Here is a 22,064-nt window from a genome sequence, read left to right as displayed (position 1 = left end):
GGACAACACCGTTATGTTGAACTTGAGCAATTAACAATTATGTTAATTGGAACAAGGGTGGAACCACGAATTCAACACTCGTCCCTTTTTACGGGATGAGTGTTTTTTATTTTGAGAAAAAGAGGAGTGACCAGTGATGGCAGATGTAGTTAAAATTACTTTCCCTGATGGAGCTGTGAAGGAGTTTCCAAAAGGCGTAACAACTGAAGAAATCGCAGCTTCTATTAGCCCAGGCTTAAAGAAAAAAGCTGTAGCTGGAAAATTAAACGATGAGATGATCGATCTTGTTACACCAATCGAAGAAGATGGTGCAGTTTCTATCATTACATTAGATTCTGAAGATGGCCTATATATTTTACGCCATTCAACAGCCCACCTTTTAGCACAAGCGTTAAAACGTTTATATAAAGATGTTAAGGTTGAGCTCGGCATTGGTCCAGTAATTGAAAATGGCTTCTACTACGATATTGATATGGAAGAAGCAATTACAGTTGAAGACTTCAAGAAAATCGAAAAAGAAATGCAAAAAATTGTGAACGAGAACTTAGAAATCGTTCGTCATGAAGTACCACGTGCAGAAGCAATTCGTCGCTTTGAAGAAATCGGCGATGAGTTAAAATTAGATTTAATTAACGATCTTCCAGAAGATGCAGTTATTTCAATCTATGAGCAAGGCGAATTCTTCGACCTTTGCCGTGGTGTTCACCTTCCATCTACAGGGAAAATTAAAGTATTTAAATTATTAAGCGTTGCGGGTGCTTACTGGCGCGGCGATAGCAATAATAAAATGCTACAACGTATTTACGGTACTGCATTTGTTAAGAAAGCGGAATTAGATGAGCACTTACGTATGCTTGAAGAAGCGAAAGAGCGCGATCACCGTAAATTAGGTAAAGAATTAAAACTATTTACTAATAGCCAAAAAGTAGGACAAGGTTTACCACTTTGGTTACCAAAGGGTGCAACAATTCGTCGTATTATCGAGCGTTATATCGTTGATAAAGAAGCAAGCTTAGGCTATGATCACGTATATACTCCAGTACTAGGAAGCAGAGAGCTTTATGAAACTTCTGGTCACTGGAACCACTACCGTGATGGCATGTTCCCATCAATGGAAATGGATAACGAAGAATTAGTTCTTCGTCCAATGAACTGTCCTCATCATATGATGGTTTATAAAAATGATATTCACAGCTACCGTGAATTACCAATCCGTATTGCGGAACTTGGAACAATGCACCGTTATGAAATGTCAGGTGCGTTATCTGGATTACAACGTGTACGCGGAATGACTTTAAACGATGCGCATATTTTCGTTCGTCCAGATCAAATTAAAGAAGAGTTAAAACGTGTTGTAAACTTAACTCTAGAAGTGTACAAAGATTTCGGTTTAGAGAACTACTCATTCCGTCTATCTTACCGCGACCCAGCAGATACTAAAAAGTATTATGCGGATGATGAGATGTGGGAAAAAGCACAAGGTATGTTAAAAGAAGCTATGGATGAAATGGGTCTTGATTACTATGAAGCTGAAGGTGAAGCGGCATTCTACGGTCCAAAACTTGACGTTCAAGTTCGTACTGCTCTTGGAAAAGACGAAACACTTTCAACTGTACAATTAGACTTCTTGCTTCCAGAACGCTTTGAATTATCATACGTTGGTGAAGACGGTAAACAACATCGTCCAGTTGTAATTCACCGTGGTGTTGTATCAACTATGGAACGTTTTGTAGCCTTCTTAATTGAAGAATACAAAGGTGCATTCCCAACATGGTTAGCTCCAGTTCAAGTACAAGTAATTCCAGTTTCTCCGCAAGTACATTTAGACTATGCGAAGAAAGTACAAGACGAATTGCGTCGTGCTGGTATCCGTGTTGAATTAGACACTCGTGAAGAGAAAATCGGTTACAAAATCCGTGAAGCACAAATGCAAAAAATTCCGTACATGCTTGTAGTAGGTGACAATGAAGTAACTGAAAACGGCGTAAACGTACGTAAATATGGTGAACAAAAATCAGAAACAATCGCATTAGATGCTTTTGTTGACATGATTAAAGTAGAAGGAAAACGATAAGAAAAAGCCGCGGTATACCGCGGCTTTTTTATGTAATATACTTGAGAAAAATTAGAAAAAATAACCATGTAACACTTATCATAAAAAAGTATTGCAAGTATGTTAGTTGTTTGTTACAATATTTCTTGTTGTTAGTAAAACACATCGCGTCTTCTTGACAGACGTCATGTCCTATGATAAACTCATCAAGGATAATAGAATATTGTTTTGTGGAACAAGTAGAAGCACCCGCTTCTCACCTGATGGACGCATTCGCAGTTAACAGGTAAATGTATTTCTTACTTAAGATTTTACAAGTGTGGGTGTCGTATGCCCGCACTTTTTTTGTTCGGGTTCTATGACTACAAAATATGTTCTGAGAAAACCTTGGAGGTGGCTTACTATTAGCAAGGATATGATGATTAACGAGCAAATTCGTGCACGTGAAGTACGTTTAGTTGGCGCAAATGGCGATCAACTTGGAATCAAGTCTCGTAATGACGCTTTAGACTTAGCTGCAAATCTTAATCTTGATTTAGTATTAGTTGCTCCAAATGCGAAACCGCCAGTATGCCGCATTATGGACTACGGTAAATTCCGCTTTGAGCAACAGAAGAAAGAAAAAGAGCAGCGCAAAAATCAAAAAGTAATTAGCATGAAAGAAGTTCGTTTAAGTCCAACAATTGATGAACACGACTTTAACACAAAACTTCGTAATGCTATCAAGTTTTTAGAGAAAGGCGACAAGGTTAAAGCGTCAATTCGCTTTAAAGGACGTGCCATTACTCATAAAGAAATCGGTCAACGTGTTTTAGATCGCTTCTCAGAAGCTTGTGCTGAAGTTAGTACAGTTGAATCTAAGCCTAAAATGGAAGGACGCAGTATGTTCTTAGTTTTAGCACCGAAAAACGATAAGTAATAGATAGAGGAGGAAATACCTATGCCTAAACAAAAAACTCATCGCGGCGCTGCAAAGCGTTTCAAAAAGACTGGATCAGGTAAACTGAAACGTTCTCACGCTTACACAAGCCATTTATTCGCTAACAAATCTACAAAAGCTAAACGTAAACTACGTAAAGCTGGTGTAGTAAGCGCTGGTGACTTCAAACGCATTCGTCAAATGCTTGACAACTTAAAATAAGTTCGGCTGATATATAGAACAATTAGGAGGTAATATTATGCCAAGAGTAAAAGGTGGTACAGTTACTCGTCAACGTCGTAAAAAAGTAATTAAATTAGCAAAAGGTTACTACGGTTCAAAAAATACATTATTCAAGGTTGCTAACCAACAGGTTATGAAATCTCTAATGTATGCATTCCGTGACCGCCGTCAAAAGAAACGTGACTTCCGTAAATTATGGATTACACGTATCAACGCAGCAGCTCGTATGAATGGTCTTTCTTACAGCCGCTTAATGCACGGTCTTAAAAATGCTGGCATCGAAGTTAACCGCAAGATGCTTGCTGACTTAGCTGTTCATGACGAAAAAGCTTTCGCTGAATTAGCAACAGTTGCAAAAAACAACATTAACTAATTAATTAGTTGAAACCTTAGAAGAATTTTCTTCTAAGGTTTTTTTATTTGTATTCAAATAGAAGTTAGAAGTGAAAGAAATTATAAAGATTAACGGCTATGTTGTTATCAATATGACAAAATCAATATAAAAGTTATAGCAGTATAGAAGAATATACATATGAAGTCAGGAGAATACTCCTGGCTTTTTTCAATTCTGCCCGTTTGGAAAGAAGAGTATCTTTCCTAGCTGAAACGACACTGCTATAATGGAAAGATGATATGGAACTTTCATCAGATGAACAATTTAAGAGCGATGACTGAAACGTATTTGTAAATTAAGGACAAGCTATTTTATAAAGAGTTAGATAGCTGACTTATTCATAAGAACTGAAACATAATAATGAACTTTGAGATGAAACAACATTGTTGCGTAAAATGCGATGTTGGAGGAGGACAATAGAATGGACTTACTACAACTATTTAAATTACAAAAAGAATTAGATGACCGTATTGCAAAAGAACATGACTTACAACCGAAAAAATTATTAAAAGAAAAAATGTTAGCTCTTCTTGTAGAAATTGGAGAACTTGCAAATGAAACACGTTGTTTTAAATATTGGAGCAACAAACCAGCATCAGAACGTGAAGTAATATTAGAAGAATACGTAGATGGTTTGCATTTTATTTTATCAATCGGAATTGATTTAGGTATTGATAAAAACTTCCTATTCTATAAATGTGCACAGACGAATAAAACACAAGTGGAAATTTTCTTAGACACATATGCGAAAGTAATTCGTTTTACAGATCAACCATCTATTACAAATTATATTGAATTATTTACGAGCTATCTTCGACTTGGACAAGCACTTGAATTTGAACAAGAAGAGATTGAAAAAGCATATTTAGATAAAAATGAAGTAAATCATCAGCGTCAAACACAAGGATACTAATTTAATTTTTGAATATTTCAATTTAATTATTGTATAATGAATTGACTGAAGAAAAAGGAGGGTGTTGGCAATGACAAAATTAGACGCGACATTGACAATGCTAAAAGAATTAACAGATGCACGTGGTATTGCTGGTAACGAGCGTGAACCACGTGAAGTAATGAAGAAATATATCGAGCCGTTTGCGGACGAACTTTCTACTGATAATTTAGGGAGTTTAGTTGCGAAAAAAGTAGGGGAAGAAAACGGCCCGAAAATTATGGTTGCAGGTCATTTAGATGAAGTTGGATTTATGATTACACAAATCGATGACAAAGGTTTCCTTCGCTTCCAAACGGTTGGTGGCTGGTGGTCACAAGTTATGCTTGCGCAACGCGTGACGATTGTAACGCGTAAAGGAGATGTAACAGGTGTAATTGGTTCAAAACCACCGCACATTTTACCTCCAGAAGCTCGTAAAAAGCCAGTTGAAATTAAAGACATGTTCATCGATATCGGTGCTTCTAGCCAAGAAGAAGCGATGGAGTGGGGCGTACGACCAGGAGATCAAGTTGTACCTTACTTTGAATTCCAAGTGATGAAGAATGAAAAAATGTTACTTGCAAAAGCATGGGATAACCGAATCGGTTGTGCAATTGCAATTGACGTATTAAAACAATTAAAAGATGAAAAGCATCCAAACGTTGTATATGGCGTTGGAACTGTACAAGAAGAAGTTGGTCTTCGTGGCGCAAAAACATCTGCGAATTATATTAAACCAGATATCGCGTTCGCAGTAGATGTTGGTATCGCTGGAGATACACCGGGTGTAACGTCAAAAGAAGCACAAAGTAAAATGGGCGATGGACCACAAATCATTTTATATGATGCTTCTGTTATTGGACATACAGGTTTACGTGATTTCGTAGTTGATGTTGCTGATGAATTACAAATCCCGTATCAATATGATTCAGTAGCAGGCGGAGGAACGGATGCGGGTGCGATTCACATTGCTGTAAATGGTATTCCTTCTATGGCAATTACAATTGCAACGCGCTATATCCATTCTCATGCGGCAATGTTACATCGTGATGATTATGAAAATGCAGTGAAGTTAATTGTAGAAGTTATTAAACGTCTTGATAAAGAGGCTGTACATAACATTACATTTAATTAATAGAAAAAGCGAAGGAGCTTCTCCTTCGCTTTTTTATGTTTTAAAAAGGCCTTTCTAATCCTGCAGCAGTATGAGCCCCTAAAATAATTAAACGAGTTAATTGCATCGCCATAAAATGCGGGGTATATATCATCCCTCTTTTTAGCCATGACATAATCATTCCTAGGTGGGCACCAGTAACATAACTAATGAGAATATCGCGTGGAACCATTAGTTTTTCATCGTTAGGTTGTGAAATAGAGAGGCTTAATGTTAAATGCGTTTGAATTGCTTTCATCATCTTATACGTATAGTTTCCAGCAGCTTTATCACCAAGCATGACGTTATAGAAGTTAGTGTTTTCTGCAATATGTTCGAACAAGGCCAAAAAACTTGGATGTGGCGAATCAAATGTTAGTTGGAAATCTTCTTTATTTCTATTTCTCGGTTTAATTACTTCAGTTAGCTTTTCTAACATTTCTTCAATGCTTTTGTCTAATAGGTCATATTTATCGTGGTAATGGCTATAAAATGTAGCGCGGTTTACAGGAGCGCGTTCTGCAATATGTTGAACAGTAACATTTTCAAAACCTTTTTCGCCTACTAAAGCGACAAAAGCATCCTGTATGAGTTGTCTCGTCCGTTTTACACGTGGATCATTTGTATTTTTAATAGACATTTTTATTTCCCCTCGTTTAATTTTCTATACTTAAACAACATATTGGTATTATATTGTTGTTTAAACGACATTTCATACGTAAATTGTCGGTTGTAGATTCAAAATAATTATTTATAATTATAAACGATAGTCCTTCAGAAATCAGCACCGCTCGCAGGTAGAGAAGTTTCGATTTACGCTGCAGATGGTGTGATTTTTTTGTTAAAAGGTTAATATAATTAACAATTAAACAATCTAAACAATAAGGACATAAATAGTTTAGAAAAAAATTATATGCGATATAAGGAGAGGAATGCAATGAATCAGTTTCGAAGAATGGTAATTATCAACATTATCACATTAATTGTACTAGTTGGCGGCGGTATTGGCGGTTATTACTATTACAATCAAACGGAAAATTACTTAAAAACAGACAATGCAAAGATTGATGGAAAGGTAATTCCGGTTGCTTCACCAGTAGCAGGTAAACTAACTGACTGGAAAGCTGAAGTAGGAAAAAATTATAATGAGAACGATAAATTAGGTACTGTTACTGTAGCGGCAGCTAATGGAGAACAAACAGTAGATGTAACAATTCCACAAAATGCAACAGTTGTACAATCAAACGCGACAACAAATGCTTTCGTTGGAGCAGGTAGCCCGATTGCTTATGCATTTGATATGAACAATTTATGGGTAACAGCAAACATTGAAGAAACAGATGTTGATGATGTTCAAAAAGGTCAAGATGTAGATGTGTATGTAGATGCATACCCAGATACAACGTTAACAGGAAAAGTAGAACAAGTTGGCTTAACAACAGCGAATACATTCTCTATGTTGCCATCAAGCAACGCAACAGCGAACTATACGAAAGTAACACAAGTAGTACCAGTTAAAATTTCTTTAGATCATAGCAAATCAGTAAATATTGTTCCTGGCATGAATGTGACAGTTCGTATTCATAAGTAAGGGGGAGATGAGATGTCCTCAATTGTAATTGCAGGATATGCACTATTTTGTATAATCGTCTTCTTCCTTGTAAATCGTCTTTTACGAAAGAAAAAAACGAAAATGGGAGAAGAACAAGTCCCAGCCGTAAGTAAAATAGAAGTAAGTAAAGTTGAAACAGAAGAGAAAGAAATTGAACGAAAGCAAGAATCGGAAATTTCTAATGTAGTTGAGTTAGAAACAGGAAAGCAAGAAGAAGTAAAACAAGAAAAAGAAGTGCCGAAAAAACAAATGTCTATGCCTGTAGAGAATGTGAACGTAAAAGCAGTTGTAGCTGTATTAATTCTAGGCATGTTCGTTTCTATTTTAAACCAAACAATCATTAATGTTGCATTACCTCCGTTAATGAATGAATTTAATGTATCAACTTCAACAGCACAATGGTTAATTACAGGCTTCATGCTTGTAAATGGTATTTTAGTACCGATTAGTGCCTTTTTAGTTTCACGATTTACGTATCGTAAATTATTCGTAGCAGCAATGTTATTCTTCACGGTAGGATCTATCATTTGTGCTACTTCAGGAAACTTTACAATGATGATGACAGGTCGCGTAATTCAAGCTGTTGGTGCGGGTATTTTAATGCCGGTTGGTATGAATATCTTCATGACGTTATTCCCGCCTCATAAACGCGGAGCGGCGATGGGATTACTAGGTGTAGCGATGATTTTAGCACCAGCTATCGGACCAACTGTAACAGGTTGGGTGATTGAAAACTATAGCTGGAACTTAATGTTCTATGCGATGTTTATTATTGGTTTAATTATTACGTTCCTATCTTTAAAATTCTTTACACTAGCTCAGCCAGTGTCTAAAACGAAATTAGATATATTCGGTGTGGTTAGTTCAAGTATTGGACTAGGAAGCTTATTGTACGGATTTAGTGAAGCTGGAAATAATAGTTGGACTAGTGCAGAAGTCATTATTTCACTTGTTATCGGTGTAATTGGTTTAGCGTTATTTATTTGGAGAGAGTTAACAACGGACAATAAAATGCTTGATTTACAAGTATTTAAATATCCAGTATTTACTTTTACTTTAGTAATTAACGCAATCGTTACGATGGCATTATTCGGAGGTATGTTATTGCTTCCAGTATATCTGCAAAACATTCGTGGCTTTACGCCAATTGAATCTGGTTTACTACTTCTTCCAGGATCATTAATTATGGGGATCATGGGACCAGTAGCGGGTAAATTATTCGATAAATATGGCATTCGTCCATTAGCGATAATTGGATTGGCGATTACGACGTATGCGACATATGAATTTACAAAATTATCGATGGATACGCCGTATAGCGTTATTATGACGGATTACATTATACGTTCAATTGGTATGTCATTCATTATGATGCCAATTATGACAGCTGGTATGAACGCGCTGCCGATGAAATTAATTTCTCACGGTACAGCAACGCAAAATACGTCAAGACAAGTAGCGGGTTCAATCGGAACAGCGATTTTAATTACACTTATGACGCAACAAACGACTGCTCACGTAGCAGATTACGGCAACATGTTAACAACATCAAACCCAATTTTAGTTGATAAAGTACACGGCATGGGTCAAAGCTTAGCGGCCTTAGCTGGATCAGCTCAAGCAGGAGACGCGATGAGTGCACAACTATTATATGGACAAATTTCAAAGCTATCTGCAATTAACGGTATTAACGATGCCTTCTTAATCGCAACGATACTAGCAGGTATCGCTTGGGTGTTATCGTTCTTCTTACAATCAGGCAATAAACCAAATAGAAAAGCAGGGAATTAATTTCCCTGCTTTTTTGTTTTCTTATACAAGGATTCAATTAGATATAGAATGAATCACCTGCAGACATGAGAACCCAGAAAATACCCCCCAGTAGTCCCCTATGTTGTGTATACTTTTACATTGTGCTTGTAATCCACTTATCCTCGCTAATAAGACAATTAAAGAAATTAAAATTAGTATAAAGAAGTTGTTATAAAAAGAGTAAAGAGAGGTATCATCATGATACCTCTCTTTATCCTAAGAATGCTAACATATTATTCATAATATGAAATAACATAGCTGGAATAATGGATTTTGTTTTCAGGCGTAATATTTAAATATTACATATAAAGGTGTATTTTCCATAAAATAATAAAAGAGGTATCACCCTGTAGTGATGCCTCTTTCTCATTGATAACTATGTTCTGTCTTGTTATTCAATTTTGCTTGCTCTATTTGCAATTCACGCTCTACCAATCGATCTAATTGCTGAATTGCTTTAAGTGCTTTTTCATAAGAAATTGTTCGATAATGATGCGCTCCGCCCGGTTCTTCATCTGCTTCGTCTGCCCATTTAATAATATTTTGAAGAGATGTTCTTTCAATTTCTTGTTCCACTAAGAAAGAATCTGTATGAAGAAGAATTGCAATAGAAATTTCTTTTGCTAGTTTTGGATGTTCTCCCAATCTAATAAGTAATTTATGTGCTCTTTCAGCGCCTTTAATTGCATGGATATCATTCTTTTTATATAAGTCATAATCCCATTCGCCGCCTGTGTACCACGTATGATGTCCGATATCATGAAGGAAGCCAGCTTTTGTGGCAGCATCGACTGAGGCGTGATGCTTTTTGGCTAGGTGAAACGCATGGTAAGCGACAGCGATCGCGTGGACCATTCCAGAACGGTTTACGTATTTTTGTGTAATGTGGTGTTTAAAAATTTGTTCAAGCGTAATACGGTGCATAAAACATTCACTCCTTTTATCTTATGGTGTATATGAAGAAAAATCGATCGGTTTAAATGTATTTTGAACATTGTACTCCATCATAGTTCGTTAGTAAAGTAGAAATGTTTAGGAGAAGAAAAAAATTTTCTGCAAAAAAATCACCTTAGCTTATGCAAAGGTGATTTTCAAATTGCTTATTTTTTTAATCCTTGCTCTAGTGTTTCTAACATTTCGTGCTTTTCATTTTCATCAGCGTTTTTCCAAATGACTTCAAATAAAACGCCAAGACCTGGAAGCATTTTTTCTTCACCGCTTTGAATTGCATCGACGATTGTTTCTTGTAATTGATCTTGTGAATTTCCAGATACATTCGCTAATACGGCACCGCGTAAATTAAAACTCATTGCTTTCACCTCTTCTTCAGAATTGAAACTGACGTTAGTTTTTGTTCTTTTTTATGTAAATATGTATGAAAAATAGGCTATAATGATAAGACAAGAAGAGAGGGAAATACATATTATGAAAAACATTGATTCAGTACAAAATCCGCGTGTAAAGCAGTGGAAAAAGCTGCAAACGAAAAAAGAACGCGATAAAAAAGGTTTATTTTTTGTAGAAGGATTCCACTTAGTCGAGGAAGCTTTGAAGACAGGGATTGTAACAGAACTTATCGTTTCAGATCAGACAGACCTTCCGAAAGATTGGACAGTTAATGATGTGGAAATGTACATCGTACCTGAGGCGATTGTAAAAATACTTCGTGAAACAGAAACGACGCAAGGTGTATTTGCTGTTTGTGAGAAGCATGAGAAAGAAGTAGCTCTTACTGATGGGAAATTCCTTTTATTAGATGGCCTGCAAGACCCAGGTAATTTAGGAACAATTATTCGTACAGCTGATGCAGCTGGTATTCACGCCGTTGTGCTTGGAGAAGGTTGTGTTGATGTTTACAATAGTAAAGTACTCCGCTCTACACAAGGCTCTATTTTCCACTTGCCAATTGTAAAAGGGAACTTAGAAGAATGGGTAGACAAGTTAAAAGAAAATAACGTTCCTGTATATGGAACAGCTCTTGAAAATGGAGTTCCGTATGGTGAAGTAACGCCGGCCGGCAGTTTTGCATTAATTGTAGGAAATGAAGGAAATGGCGTACGCCAAGAAATTCTTGCAAAAACGGATCAAAACTTGTATATTCCGATTTACGGCGGGGCAGAATCATTAAATGTTGCGGTTGCAGCAGGGATTTTAACGTATTATTTGCAAAGCCCGGTTGCGAACAAATAAAAAACTTCTTATAATAAGTTGAAGTACATTATATTAAAAGTTAAATAACGAAAAACGTTGATAGAGAAGAGTAACTTACAAAATCGCCATATAGGGAGAGAGTGCCGTAGACTGAAAGCATTCTTATGGTAGACGGAAGTGAATTCACCTCTGGAGTTGACGCCAGGACCATGTATATGTAAAGGCGTTCCGGTCAGAATTGATCGTTATAACTAATGAGTGGGCAGACTTGTTCTGTCAATTTAGGGTGGTACCGCGAATTTACCTCGTCCCTTTTTGGGAGCGAGGTTTTTTTATTTTTAAAATTAGGAGGGTTCCAAAATGGAAGCACGTTTAAAAGAGCTAAAGCAAAAAGCGTTAGAGCTTATTGAAGAAGCGAAAGAGCTAAAGGGCTTAAACGACGTACGCGTAGCGTATTTAGGAAAAAAAGGCCCAATTACAGAAGTATTACGCGGCATGGGAAAATTATCAGCAGAAGAGCGTCCACGTATGGGAGCATTAGTAAATGAAGTACGTGAAGCGATTCAAACGCGTCTAGAAGACAAAATTAGTAACTTAGAAAAAGCAGTAATCGAAGCGAAACTAGCTACTGAAACAATTGATGTTACATTGCCAGGTCGTCCTGTTGAAACAGGTTGCCACCATCCGTTAACAGCTGTTGTTGAACAAATTGAAGATGTATTCATCGGTATGGGTTATGAAGTAGCTGAAGGAACAGAAGTAGAAAAAGACTACTACAACTTCGAAGCACTAAACTTACCGAAAGATCACCCAGCGCGTGATATGCAAGATACATTCTACATTACAGAAGAAACGTTACTACGTACACATACATCTTCTGTGCAAGCACGTACGATGGAAAATAATAAAGAAAAAGGCCCAATCAAAATTATTTGTCCTGGTAAAGTGTATCGCCGTGATGACGACGATGCGACGCATTCACATCAGTTCATGCAAATTGAAGGTCTTGTAATTGATAAAAACATTCGTATGAGTGACTTAAAAGGTACACTGCAAGTATTCGTGAAAAAGATGTTCGGTGAAGATCGTGAAATCCGTCTTCGTCCAAGTTTCTTCCCATTCACAGAGCCATCTGTAGAGATGGATATTTCTTGTATGATGTGTCATGGCAAAGGTTGCGGCACTTGTAAAGGAACTGGCTGGATTGAAATTCTAGGCGCAGGTATGGTTCACCCGAACGTACTTGAAATGGCTGGTTATGATTCAAAAGAATATCAAGGTTTCGCATTCGGTATGGGCGCAGAGCGTATCGCAATGTTGAAATACGGAGTAGATGACATTCGTCATTTCTATACAAATGATGTACGTTTCTTACAACAATTCAAACGAGCGTAAGGGAAGGAGAGGATAAGTATGTTCGTATCATATCGTTGGTTACAAGAGTATGTAGATATTAAAGATGTAACAGCACAAGAACTAGCAGACAAAATCACGAAAAGTGGTATTGAAGTAGAAGGCGTTGAAGTATTAAATAAAGGTGTAAAAGGTGTTGTAGTTGGTCACGTATTAGAATGTGAAAAACACCCAGAAGCTGATAAATTAAGCAAATGCTTAATCGATATCGGTGAAGAAGAGCCAGTTCAAATTATTTGTGGAGCTGCTAACATTGCAAAAGGTTTAAAAGTACCAGTTGCAAAAGTTGGAGCTGTACTTCCTGGTAACTTCAAAATCAAAAAAGCAAAACTACGCGGTGAAGCTTCTCACGGTATGGTTTGTGCTCTTCAAGAGCTTGGTATTGATGGAAAGTTAGTTTCAAAAGAATACGCAGATGGTATCTTTATCTTCCCAAGTGACGCTGAAGTTGGTGCAGATGCACTTGAAATTTTAAACTTACACGATGAAGTACTTGAGCTTGGCTTAACACCAAACCGTGCAGATTGCTTAAACATGTTAGGTGTTGCATATGAAGTAGCTGCTATTTATGGCCGCGAAGTAAAACTTCCAGCTATCGACTTACAAGAAACAGCAGAAAAAACTTCTGATTATATTTCTGTAAGTGTAGAAGCGAAAGAAGAAAACCCATTATACATTGCAAAAATGGTTAAAAACGTAAAGATTGGTCCATCACCAATGTGGATGCAAACTCGTCTTATGGCAGCTGGCATTCGTCCAATTAGCAACGTAGTTGATATTACAAACTACATTTTAATGGAATACGGTCAACCGTTACATGCATTCGATTACGATAAATTAGGTTCAAAAGAAATCGTTGTTCGTCTTGCAAAAGAAGGCGAAAAAATTGAAACGTTAGATGATCAAGAGCGTACATTACAAAGCCACCACCTTGTAATTACAAACGGCACGAAAGCTTTAGCTGTTGCTGGTGTAATGGGCGGGGCGGATTCTGAAGTTACAAATGAGACAGTAAACGTTCTAATTGAGTCTGCATACTTTGCAGGTCAAACAGTACGTCGTACATCAAAAGACTTAGGTCTTCGTAGTGAATCAAGTGCACGTTTCGAAAAAGGAATCGACCCAACACGTACATTTGAAGCAATTCAACACGCAGCTGCTTTAATGGCGAAATATGCTGGCGGTGAAGCACTTGAAGGTGTAGTAGAAGCTGACAACTTACAAGTACAAGAGCGTACAGTATCTGTTACTGCTGAAAAAGTAAACCGTGTATTAGGTACAAATATTTCTGCGAGTGAAATGGGTACAATGTTCACAAACTTGAAATTCCCATTCACAGAAGTAGAAGGAACATTCCATGTAAATGTACCAGCACGTCGTCCTGATATTACAATTTCAGAAGACTTAGTAGAAGAAGTGGGCCGTCTATACGGTTATGACCACATTCCAGTTACATTACCTTCTGGAACGATGACTCGTGGTAAATTAACATCAGCACAAACGAAACGTCGTAAAGTACGCCGCTTCTTAGAGGGTGCTGGTTTATATGAAGCAATCACGTATTCATTAACAAGCGCTGACAAAGCGAAACAATATATGGTTGAGCCAAACGAAAAGGCGCCTGTAGGTCTTGCGCTTCCAATGAGTGAAGAACGTAGCCAACTTCGTTTAAGCTTAGTACCGCAATTACTAGAAGCAGTTTCATACAATGTCGCTCGTAAAAACGACAGCGTTGCTTTATACGAAGTAGGTTCTATCTTCTTACCGACAGAAGAAGGAGAACTTCCGAAAGAAGAACAACATCTTGCAGGTGTTATGACAGGTCTTGCTCTTCACCATGCATGGCAAGGTGAGAAGAAAGTAGTAGATTTCTTCGTTGTGAAAGGTGTACTAGAAGGACTATTCGACGTACTTGGCGTTGCAAACCAAATCACATATGCACCAGCAAAACGTGAAGGTATGCACCCAGGCCGTACAGCTGACATCGTATTAGATGGCGAAGTAATTGGTTTCATCGGTCAATTGCACCCAGAAGCAGAAAAACAATTAGATGTGAAAAATACATTCGTATTTGAATTATCTCTTGTAAAAGTATTCGGTGCAGACGCTGAAGAAACTTACTACGCAGCAATTCCACGTTTCCCATCTATGACACGTGATATGGCTGTTGTCGTAACGAAAGAAACAAAAGCTGGCGAAATGAAGCAAGTCATTGCTGAAGCTGGCGGAGAACTTCTGAAAGACGTAACACTATTCGACTTATACGAAGGTGAAAAAATGGAAGAAGGCAAGAAATCACTTGCATTCTCTATGACTTACTTCGATGCAGAACGTACATTAACAGACGAAGAAGTAACAGAAGCACATAACCGTGTACTAACAACGGTAGAAGAGAAATTCGGTGCGGAGTTACGTAAGTAATTAGAAAATTGCCGGATATATTCCGGCAATTTTTTTATTGGGTTAGTTGTCGGACACTGTCGGTAAGTCGATATATTACAAAAATCGCTCATATATTTTCCGACACCTTGCATCTTTCTCTCGAATGTAGTACATTAATTTTAGTTTAACAAAATGAAAGACGATGATAAGGAAAAGTAGTATATACTATAATCCAAAGCGAGTCAGGGACGGTGAGAGCCTGATGAGGCGGTATATGTGAAGAACACCTTGGAGTTGCTAACCGAAATTGAATCTTGTATTCAAGAGTAGACTTAGACGGGAATCCGGCCTGTTACAAACCGGGAAGTATGTATTACATACGAGTTAAAGTTGGTCTTTATGACAAATTGGGTGGTACCGCGAAGTTTAACCTTTCGTCCCTTTATGGATGAAAGGTTTTTTTGTATTTAAATATATCAGCAAAGGAGAATTTCACTATGGAAAACACATTAGTAAAAAGTCTGTATAGAGATACAGATAAATACGCAGGTCAAACAGTACAAGTATCAGGGTGGATTCGTAACTTACGTGATTCAAAAGCATTTGGTTTCATCGAATTAAACGACGGTAGCTTCTTCAAAAGCGTTCAAATCGTTTTCGATACAGAATTAGATAACTTCAAAGAAATTGCAAAACTTCCACTTAGCTCTTCAGTTAAAGTAGAAGGTAAAGTAATTGCAACGCCTGGAGCGAAGCAACCATTTGAAATTAAAGCAGAAAAAATTGATATCGAGGGCTTATCAGATTCTGATTACCCACTTCAAAAGAAACGTCATACATTTGAATACTTACGTACAATCGCTCACTTACGTCCAAGAACAAATGCATTCTCTGCAACGTTCCGCGTACGTTCTATCGCAGCATTTGCGATTCACCAATTCTTCCAAGAGCGTGGATTCGTACATGTTCATACACCTATCATCACTGGTAGTGATACAGAAGGTGCTGGCGAAATGTTCCGCGTAACAACGCAAGATTTAAATAACCTACCAAAAGGTGAAGACGGAAAAGTTGATGAGTCAAAAGACTTCTTCGGTAAAGAAACAAACTTAACAGTAAGTGGACAGCTGAACGCTGAAGCTTATGCATTAGCATTCCGTGATGTATATACATTCGGACCTACATTCCGTGCGGAAAACTCAAACACAACTCGCCACGCTGCTGAGTTCTGGATGGTTGAGCCTGAGATTGCATTCGCTGAACTAGGGGACGTAATGAATCTTACAGAAGATATGCTGAAATATGCAATGAAATACGTATTAGAGCATGCACCAGAAGAAATGGAATTCTTCAACAGCTTCGTTGATAAAACAGTTCTTGAGCGCATGAACAACGTAATTAACTCTGACTTTGGTCGCATCACTTATACAGAAGCAATTAAAGTGCTTCAAGAATCAGGTGCTGATTTCAAATACCCAGTAGAATGGGGAATTGACTTACAAACAGAGCACGAAAGATACTTATCAGAAGAAATCTTCAAACGCCCTGTATTCGTAACTGACTATCCGAAAGACATTAAAGCATTCTACATGCGTTTAAATGAAGACGGTAAAACAGTAGCTGCTACTGACCTTCTAGTTCCTGGCATCGGCGAATTAATCGGCGGAAGCCAACGTGAAGAAAGAATGGACGTTTTAGTAGACAGAATTAAAGAATTAGGTATGAACGAAGAGGACTACTGGTGGTACTTAGAACTTAGAAAATACGGCGGTACAAAACACGCTGGATTCGGTCTAGGTTTCGAGCGCTTCCTAATGTACATCACTGGTATGGCTAACATCCGTGACGTAATTCCATTCCCAAGAACTCCAGGTTCTTCTGAGTTTTAAGATATAAAAAAAGCGAGAGCAACTGCTCTCGCTTTTTTTATTGAGAAAGGTTGTAATTGCAACCTGAACTTTATAAAGTATTTCACGACTAGAAAAGATGTTGTTCATAGTTCAATTCCCACTTCATATATAAGTAAAATGAATGCGACATTTATATAGGGAAGGGGTTTTTATACAATGGGGGAAATTCCAAGTCATACAAAGTGGACATTGCGTGACAAGTATATAGTAATCACTGGTGCAACAAGTGGTATTGGATTAGCGGCAGCTAAGGTGTTTGCAAAAAGCGGTGCTAAGCTAGGAATCATTGCACGTAATGAAGCAAAAGCGAATGATGTTATGACTCAACTTGAAAATATAACGGATGGGAATGCAGTGGTAGATATATTTTTCGCTGATATGTCTTCCCAACAATCTATACGCCAGGTAGCTACCAATATTTTAGAAAGATGTCCGAGAATTGATATATTAGTAAATAATGCGGGTGCTTTATTTCAAACAAGACAAATTACAGAGGACGGTTTGGAGATGACCTGGGCGGTAAACCATTTAGGTCCATTCTTACTTACAGATTTGTTGTTGGAGCGTTTAAAAAAAAGTGCTCCTGCCGCGTCATTACCACTGCATCTCACGGTCATAAAATGGCTAAAAAGGGAATTGATTTCGATGATCTAGATGCAGAACAACTGTATCGCGGTATTAAGAAGTTCATGGGCGGTCCTACAATGCGTTATGCACAAACAAAACTAGCTAACATTTTATTCACCTCTGAATTGGCACAGCGGTTGGAGGGAACGGGTGTTAGTGCTTATAGCTTTGACCCGGGGCTAGTGAATACAAATTTTAACCAGGATAATGGTCTAGCTGCTCGCTTAACTATGGCAGCAATGAAACCTTTCTCCCGTACGCCGGAGAAAGGTGCTGAAACTTTAGTATGGCTAGCAGAATCAACTGGATTTACTAATCAGAGTGGTTATTACTATGCCGATAAACAAGTAGGGGAAATGTCTGAAGCTGCCTTGGATAAGGATGCAGCAAAGCGTCTATGGGACATAAGCGAAAACCAAACACGAGAGTAAAAGAGTAGCGAGTATATGTTCAGATTATTATGTTGAATAGTTTTTTACCCTTAAGTAAAAAGTAACCTTGGGGGTGAGTGCAATGAGTAAAAAAGTGAAAAAAGACCATTCAAGATCAATCCTAGGTTCTCCAGAAGTGGAAGGACAAGGGACAACAACACATGAAACGGGTTCTCATAAAGTATCTTCATCAAATAAGAAGCAGAAACGAAGCTAATATAAAAAAGGGAGAGTCTTGGCGGCTCTCCTTTTTTATAGGGGAATTACTAAAAATGAGTTAATTTAGCGATATAGTTAGAAGAGGAAAATAGTAAATGCAATTACATTGAATCGAGAACACATGAAACAAAAAACAGGAGTTTGTAAGCCCCTGTTTTTGTCGATACTATTTCAATAAGCGAAACGCTTTCTCTGTATTAGCAAAATGCAGTTTTACAAACTCAGGTAATCTTTCTTTACCTACTTTTTGAATTAATTTAGCAGCGGCGATATCAACTTGTTTACCAGCACCTTTTGGAAGTGGCATACCAGCTTTTTTACTTAGTTCGTCAAATTGTTTTACGAATGAGTAGCGAGCTAAAATAGAAGCAGCGGCTACTGCTAAATGGACGCTTTCACCTTTCGTAGCGAAATAAACATTTTCACGCTGTACCTGTTTTTGTTTTGCTAAATATTTATAGTATGTATCAGGTTGTGTGAATTGATCGATTAAGACGCCTTCAGGTTTTGTAGGTGCCATTTTAGCTAATAAGTTTGTAATAGCTTTATTGTGTAGTAAAGCTTTTAACTTACCTTGGTTGTTTCCTTTATCAAATAGCTCGTTATACTTTTCATTATGAAGGACAAGGGAGCTGTAAGGAACAACGTGTAGAAGTTGTTTCGCAATGGCAGTAATTTGATCGTCATTTAAGTTTTTAGAGTCTTTTACACCAAGTTCTTTTAGTAGTGGAATTTGCTTTGCATCCACATATACAGCAACGACTGTCATCGGTCCAAAGAAATCTCCCGTACCAACTTCATCAGACCCTACAATAGACATTGTACCGATGGAAGCAGGAGGCGCATAACGATGGGAATCGACAGATTTTGTTACAGCTGTTTTCGGTGTTTGAGAGACAGTTTGCCAACGAGAAGCTTCTGCTTCAGCGCGGCCTCCTTGGAACATTACTTTTCCAGATTTATACGCTGTAATCGTGCAAGATGGTACCTTTGCCATGAAGATTCCGCCTTGCGGAGTTTTTGAGCTAAGCGAATGTTTATATTGTTGTTTCATGTCTTCAATTACTGTAGAATTTGTTTGAATTACGATAGAATTTGACATAATGGTCGCCCCTTTTTTTATATTGTTATTTTTATCATATCGGATTGTTCTTTCTGTTTCCATATTATGAAGGTTCATGGTATGATAAACTTTAGGATTCTGTACGTGATTGGAGGCCGGTGAGTTGTCACAACAAAAGGGAAAGAAAAGTCGAATTAATGTAGAAATCTATGGTCAGCAATATTCAGTTGTTGGCGATGAAAGTACAAGTCATATCCGCATGGTAGCAGCGATTGTGGATGATAAAATGCGCGAACTCAATGCCAAGAATCCTTCGCTTGACACGAGTAGACTAGCGGTATTGACGGCGGTAAACGTCATACACGATTACATAAAATTAAAAGAAGAACATGAGAAATTGAAAGAAAGTATGACAAAAAAAGGAATGGAATAACATGATTGATATTATTATCATTTTACTGCTTGTTATGGGATTTTTCCTCGGCTTACGCAGAGGGTTTATTCTGCAACTTGTAAAGTTAACAAGCTTTATTATCGCATACCTTGTTGCATACTGGTACTGTAAAGATTTAGCGCCAGCACTTGCGAAATTTATTCCGTATCCATTTGATAAAAACGTATCTGTTCCAGAATGGATTGATGCAAATAATATTGAGACAGTATTTTATCAAGCGCTTGCGTTTATCATATTGTTTATTATCACTAAAATTGCACTTTCATTACTTGGTAATTTGTTAAATATGTTTGCAGAAATACCGGTTTTAAAGCAAGTAAATGCGTTTGCGGGGGCAATCCTCGGATTTTTAGAAGTATATATTATTTTGTTTGTCTTAATTATCATTGGGAACATTCTTCCGATTGAACAATTACAAACACCATTACAACAATCATCAATTAGCAAAATAATTGTAGACGATACACCGATTCTCTCTGAAAAGGTGAAGGAACTATGGCAGACAGGTAGCAGAGTATAACTTCTCTTTTTTCGGAAAGAGAAGTTTTTTTCTATGAAAGAAAGGCGGGACAATGATGAAAGTAAATAAAAAACAAGTGATCAAATTATTAGAGACAATCGGGCTTTTTATGGAATTAAAGGGCGCGAATCCATTTAAAATATCTGCATTTCGTAAAGCGGCAGCAGCGTTAGAAAGTGATGATCGTAGTCTTTCTGAAATTGAAGATTTCACAAAGATTCCAGGCATCGGAAAAGGAACAGCAGCCGTTATTCAAGAATATATAGAATCGGGAACATCTGAAGTATTACAAGAACTTGAAAAAGAAGTACCAAGTAGCTTATTGCCGTTATTAAAACTACCAGGACTTGGTGGTAAGAAGGTAGCTAAGTTATATAAAGAACTTGGTGTTGTTGATATGGAATCGCTAAAAGCTGTTTGTGAGGAAAATAAAGTACAAGCTTTAGCAGGTTTCGGTAAGAAGACAGAAGAGAAAATATTAGAAGCAATCGATCAAGTAGGCTCTCGTCCAGAGCGTTTACCAATTGCGATGGTATTGCCTATTGCCGGGGAAATAGAGGAGAAATTGTCGAATATTGCTGAAGTAATTCGTTTCTCTCGCGCTGGTAGTTTGCGCCGTGTTCGTGAAACAGTGAAAGATTTAGATTTTATCATTGCAACGACAGAACCAGCAGCGGTACGTGAGCATTTACTACAATTTGATAATATGATTGAAGTAATAGCAAGTGGAGATACGAAAGTTTCTGTCCGTCTTCAATATGAATATGATATTTCAATTGATTTCCGTTTAGTAAAACCAGAAGAGTTTATTACAACTCTTCACCATTTCACAGGATCAAAAGACCATAATGTAAAAATGCGTCAAATCGCAAAAGATAAAGGCGAGAAAATTAGTGAGTACGGTGTAGAGAACTTGGAAACAGGTGAAGTGAAAACATTTGAGACTGAAGAAGACTTCTTTGCTCATTTCGGTTTGCCATTTATTCCGCCAGAAGTGCGTGAAGATGGAAAAGAAATTGAATTAATTAAAGAGTATCCGAACTTAATTCAGTTTTCCGATATACAAGGTGATTTACATATGCATACAACTTGGAGTGACGGTGCTTTTTCTATTGAAGAAATGGTACAAGCGTGCCGTGCTCGTGGATATAAGTTTATGGCGATTACTGATCACTCGCAATATTTGAAAGTGGCGAACGGTTTAACGAAAGAGCGTCTTCGTGAGCAAGCGAAAGAAATTGAACGTATGAATGAAAAGTATCCAGACATTACAATTTTACGCGGAATTGAAATGGACATTTTACCAGATGCCTCGCTTGATTTTGATGATGAAGTATTAGCAGAATTAGATTATGTCATTGGAGCGATTCACTCTAGCTTCTCACAAGACCGTGAAACGATTATGAAGCGTCTACGTACTGCACTTGAGAATAAACATGTCACAATGATTGCCCATCCTACAGGACGTCTTCTCGGGCGTCGTGAGGGTTATGATGTAGATACAGATTTATTAATTGAACTAGCAAAAGAGACAAATACAGTTTTAGAATTAAATGCGAATCCGAACCGTCTAGATTTAAGCGCGAAATTATTAAAACAAGCACAAGATGCTGGTGTGAAAGTAGCGATTAATACGGATGCTCATACGCTTGAAATGTTAGAAGATATGGAAACAGGTGTAGCAGCAGCACGTAAAGGTTGGATTCAAAAAGATAACGTGATTAACACGTGGGATATTGAACGTTTATTAGACTATATTAAACGTAATAAGTAA

General features: G+C 37.5%; 20 protein-coding genes, 3 pseudogenes and 4 other annotated features (1 of these 27 running past the window's edge). Of the genes and pseudogenes, 17 read left to right on the top strand and 6 right to left on the bottom strand.

All coding sequences use genetic code 11. From position 1 onward, the window contains the following. Positions 1-89 (top strand) — a binding site (T-box leader) (it extends 139 nt beyond the left edge of the window). 47 nt (positions 90-136) lie between these two features. From thrS to GBN91_RS03940, 6 genes are all read left to right on the top strand, one after another. Further along, entirely contained in the window at positions 137-2,074 is a 1,938-nt protein-coding gene (gene thrS, locus GBN91_RS03965; RefSeq protein WP_000786083.1) for a threonine--tRNA ligase, read from the top strand. A gap of 210 nt (positions 2,075-2,284) precedes the next feature. Further along, positions 2,285-2,405: a sequence feature (ribosomal protein L20 leader region), on the top strand. Between the two features lie 63 nt (positions 2,406-2,468). Then, the gene (gene infC, locus GBN91_RS03960; RefSeq protein WP_000973215.1) at positions 2,469-2,972 is read left to right on the top strand and encodes a translation initiation factor IF-3; all 504 of its coding nucleotides are present in this window, start codon (positions 2,469-2,471) and stop codon (positions 2,970-2,972) included. Positions 2,973-2,993: 21 nt separating this feature from the next. Next, positions 2,994-3,194 carry a 50S ribosomal protein L35 gene (gene rpmI, locus GBN91_RS03955; protein ID WP_001125945.1) on the top strand — a complete coding sequence of 67 codons (201 nt, stop codon included), beginning with the start codon at positions 2,994-2,996 and terminating at the stop codon, positions 3,192-3,194. 37 nt (positions 3,195-3,231) lie between these two features. Continuing rightward, entirely contained in the window at positions 3,232-3,588 is a 357-nt protein-coding gene (rplT, locus tag GBN91_RS03950) for a 50S ribosomal protein L20 (RefSeq protein ID WP_001138362.1), read from the top strand. A gap of 442 nt (positions 3,589-4,030) precedes the next feature. Then, positions 4,031-4,522, top strand: a complete 492-nt coding sequence (locus tag GBN91_RS03945) for a dUTP diphosphatase (RefSeq protein ID WP_000365050.1) — start codon at positions 4,031-4,033, stop codon at positions 4,520-4,522. 70 nt (positions 4,523-4,592) lie between these two features. Continuing rightward, positions 4,593-5,678 (top strand): M42 family metallopeptidase, encoded by a 1,086-nt coding sequence (locus GBN91_RS03940; protein ID WP_000163555.1) that lies wholly within the window; start codon positions 4,593-4,595, stop codon positions 5,676-5,678. Positions 5,679-5,718: 40 nt separating this feature from the next. Here the strand turns inward: GBN91_RS03940 and GBN91_RS03935 are convergent, their stop codons facing one another. Beyond that, positions 5,719-6,336, bottom strand: coding sequence for a TetR/AcrR family transcriptional regulator (locus tag GBN91_RS03935; RefSeq protein WP_000023672.1), 618 nt, complete (start codon positions 6,334-6,336; stop codon positions 5,719-5,721). Positions 6,337-6,633: 297 nt separating this feature from the next. On the opposite strand from GBN91_RS03935, the gene GBN91_RS03930 reads away from it, so the two are divergent. Together GBN91_RS03930 and GBN91_RS03925 are read left to right on the top strand one after the other, a co-directional pair. Then, positions 6,634-7,287 (top strand): HlyD family secretion protein, encoded by a 654-nt coding sequence (locus GBN91_RS03930; RefSeq protein ID WP_001071419.1) that lies wholly within the window; start codon positions 6,634-6,636, stop codon positions 7,285-7,287. Between the two features lie 12 nt (positions 7,288-7,299). Beyond that, complete coding sequence (locus GBN91_RS03925; RefSeq protein WP_152121265.1) at positions 7,300-9,099, top strand: DHA2 family efflux MFS transporter permease subunit; 1,800 nt, start codon at positions 7,300-7,302, stop codon at positions 9,097-9,099. Between the two features lie 37 nt (positions 9,100-9,136). On the opposite strand, the pseudogene GBN91_RS29175 reads toward GBN91_RS03925, so the two are convergent. From GBN91_RS29175 to sspI, 4 genes and pseudogenes are all read right to left on the bottom strand, one after another. Further along, positions 9,137-9,273: pseudogene (locus GBN91_RS29175) on the bottom strand (DNA-binding protein); the annotation flags it as partial. A 58-nt stretch (positions 9,274-9,331) separates the two neighbouring features. Next, positions 9,332-9,412, bottom strand: a pseudogene (locus GBN91_RS03920) (CPBP family intramembrane glutamic endopeptidase); the annotation flags it as partial. A 74-nt stretch (positions 9,413-9,486) separates the two neighbouring features. After that, positions 9,487-10,044, bottom strand: a complete 558-nt coding sequence (locus GBN91_RS03915; protein WP_000554786.1) for an HD domain-containing protein — start codon at positions 10,042-10,044, stop codon at positions 9,487-9,489. A 176-nt stretch (positions 10,045-10,220) separates the two neighbouring features. Then, the gene (gene sspI, locus GBN91_RS03910) at positions 10,221-10,430 is read right to left on the bottom strand and encodes a small acid-soluble spore protein SspI (protein ID WP_000009509.1); all 210 of its coding nucleotides are present in this window, start codon (positions 10,428-10,430) and stop codon (positions 10,221-10,223) included. An 82-nt stretch (positions 10,431-10,512) separates the two neighbouring features. Between sspI and GBN91_RS03905 the strand changes: the two genes are divergently transcribed. From GBN91_RS03905 to GBN91_RS03880, 6 genes and pseudogenes are all read left to right on the top strand, one after another. Next, on the top strand, positions 10,513-11,310 hold the full coding sequence (locus tag GBN91_RS03905; RefSeq protein WP_002026395.1) for a TrmH family RNA methyltransferase: 798 nt from the start codon (positions 10,513-10,515) through the stop codon (positions 11,308-11,310). 48 nt (positions 11,311-11,358) lie between these two features. Next, positions 11,359-11,587: a binding site (T-box leader), on the top strand. Between the two features lie 44 nt (positions 11,588-11,631). Next, the gene (pheS, locus tag GBN91_RS03900; RefSeq protein ID WP_000388222.1) at positions 11,632-12,666 is read left to right on the top strand and encodes a phenylalanine--tRNA ligase subunit alpha; all 1,035 of its coding nucleotides are present in this window, start codon (positions 11,632-11,634) and stop codon (positions 12,664-12,666) included. An 18-nt stretch (positions 12,667-12,684) separates the two neighbouring features. Then, positions 12,685-15,105, top strand: coding sequence for a phenylalanine--tRNA ligase subunit beta (gene pheT, locus GBN91_RS03895; RefSeq protein ID WP_000498186.1), 2,421 nt, complete (start codon positions 12,685-12,687; stop codon positions 15,103-15,105). A gap of 154 nt (positions 15,106-15,259) precedes the next feature. After that, positions 15,260-15,511: a binding site (T-box leader), on the top strand. 52 nt (positions 15,512-15,563) lie between these two features. Next, positions 15,564-16,955: an asparagine--tRNA ligase gene (gene asnS / locus GBN91_RS03890; RefSeq protein WP_000432160.1), complete on the top strand. Its 1,392-nt coding sequence runs from the start codon at positions 15,564-15,566 to the stop codon at positions 16,953-16,955. 177 nt (positions 16,956-17,132) lie between these two features. Next, positions 17,133-18,034 (top strand): annotated as a pseudogene (locus GBN91_RS03885) (SDR family oxidoreductase). An 82-nt stretch (positions 18,035-18,116) separates the two neighbouring features. Then, positions 18,117-18,251, top strand: coding sequence for a YuzL family protein (locus tag GBN91_RS03880; RefSeq protein WP_000039591.1), 135 nt, complete (start codon positions 18,117-18,119; stop codon positions 18,249-18,251). A 168-nt stretch (positions 18,252-18,419) separates the two neighbouring features. On the opposite strand, the gene rnhC is transcribed toward GBN91_RS03880, so the two are convergent. Next, on the bottom strand, positions 18,420-19,355 hold the full coding sequence (rnhC, locus tag GBN91_RS03875; RefSeq protein WP_000071601.1) for a ribonuclease HIII: 936 nt from the start codon (positions 19,353-19,355) through the stop codon (positions 18,420-18,422). 124 nt (positions 19,356-19,479) lie between these two features. Here rnhC and zapA point away from each other — a divergent pair, with 124 nt between their 5' ends. Genes zapA through polX form a run of 3 tightly spaced genes read left to right on the top strand, consistent with a single transcriptional unit; the run spans position 19,480 to position 22,064 of the window. Beyond that, positions 19,480-19,749: a cell division protein ZapA gene (gene zapA / locus GBN91_RS03870; protein WP_000082701.1), complete on the top strand. Its 270-nt coding sequence runs from the start codon at positions 19,480-19,482 to the stop codon at positions 19,747-19,749. 1 nt (position 19,750) lies between these two features. After that, positions 19,751-20,290, top strand: coding sequence for a CvpA family protein (locus GBN91_RS03865; protein ID WP_000565408.1), 540 nt, complete (start codon positions 19,751-19,753; stop codon positions 20,288-20,290). 55 nt (positions 20,291-20,345) lie between these two features. Further along, a complete protein-coding gene (gene polX / locus GBN91_RS03860; RefSeq protein ID WP_000867532.1) occupies positions 20,346-22,064 on the top strand; it encodes a DNA polymerase/3'-5' exonuclease PolX in 1,719 nt (572 codons plus the stop codon).

Source organism: Bacillus sp. B1-WWTP-T-0.5-Post-4 (genome assembly GCF_009183795.1).
In the GTDB taxonomy this organism is placed as follows: Bacteria; Bacillota; Bacilli; order Bacillales; family Bacillaceae_G; genus Bacillus_A; species Bacillus_A cereus.
The sequence above is the reverse complement of the archived record's forward strand: the minus strand, read 5'-3'. Positions and strand labels throughout refer to the sequence as shown.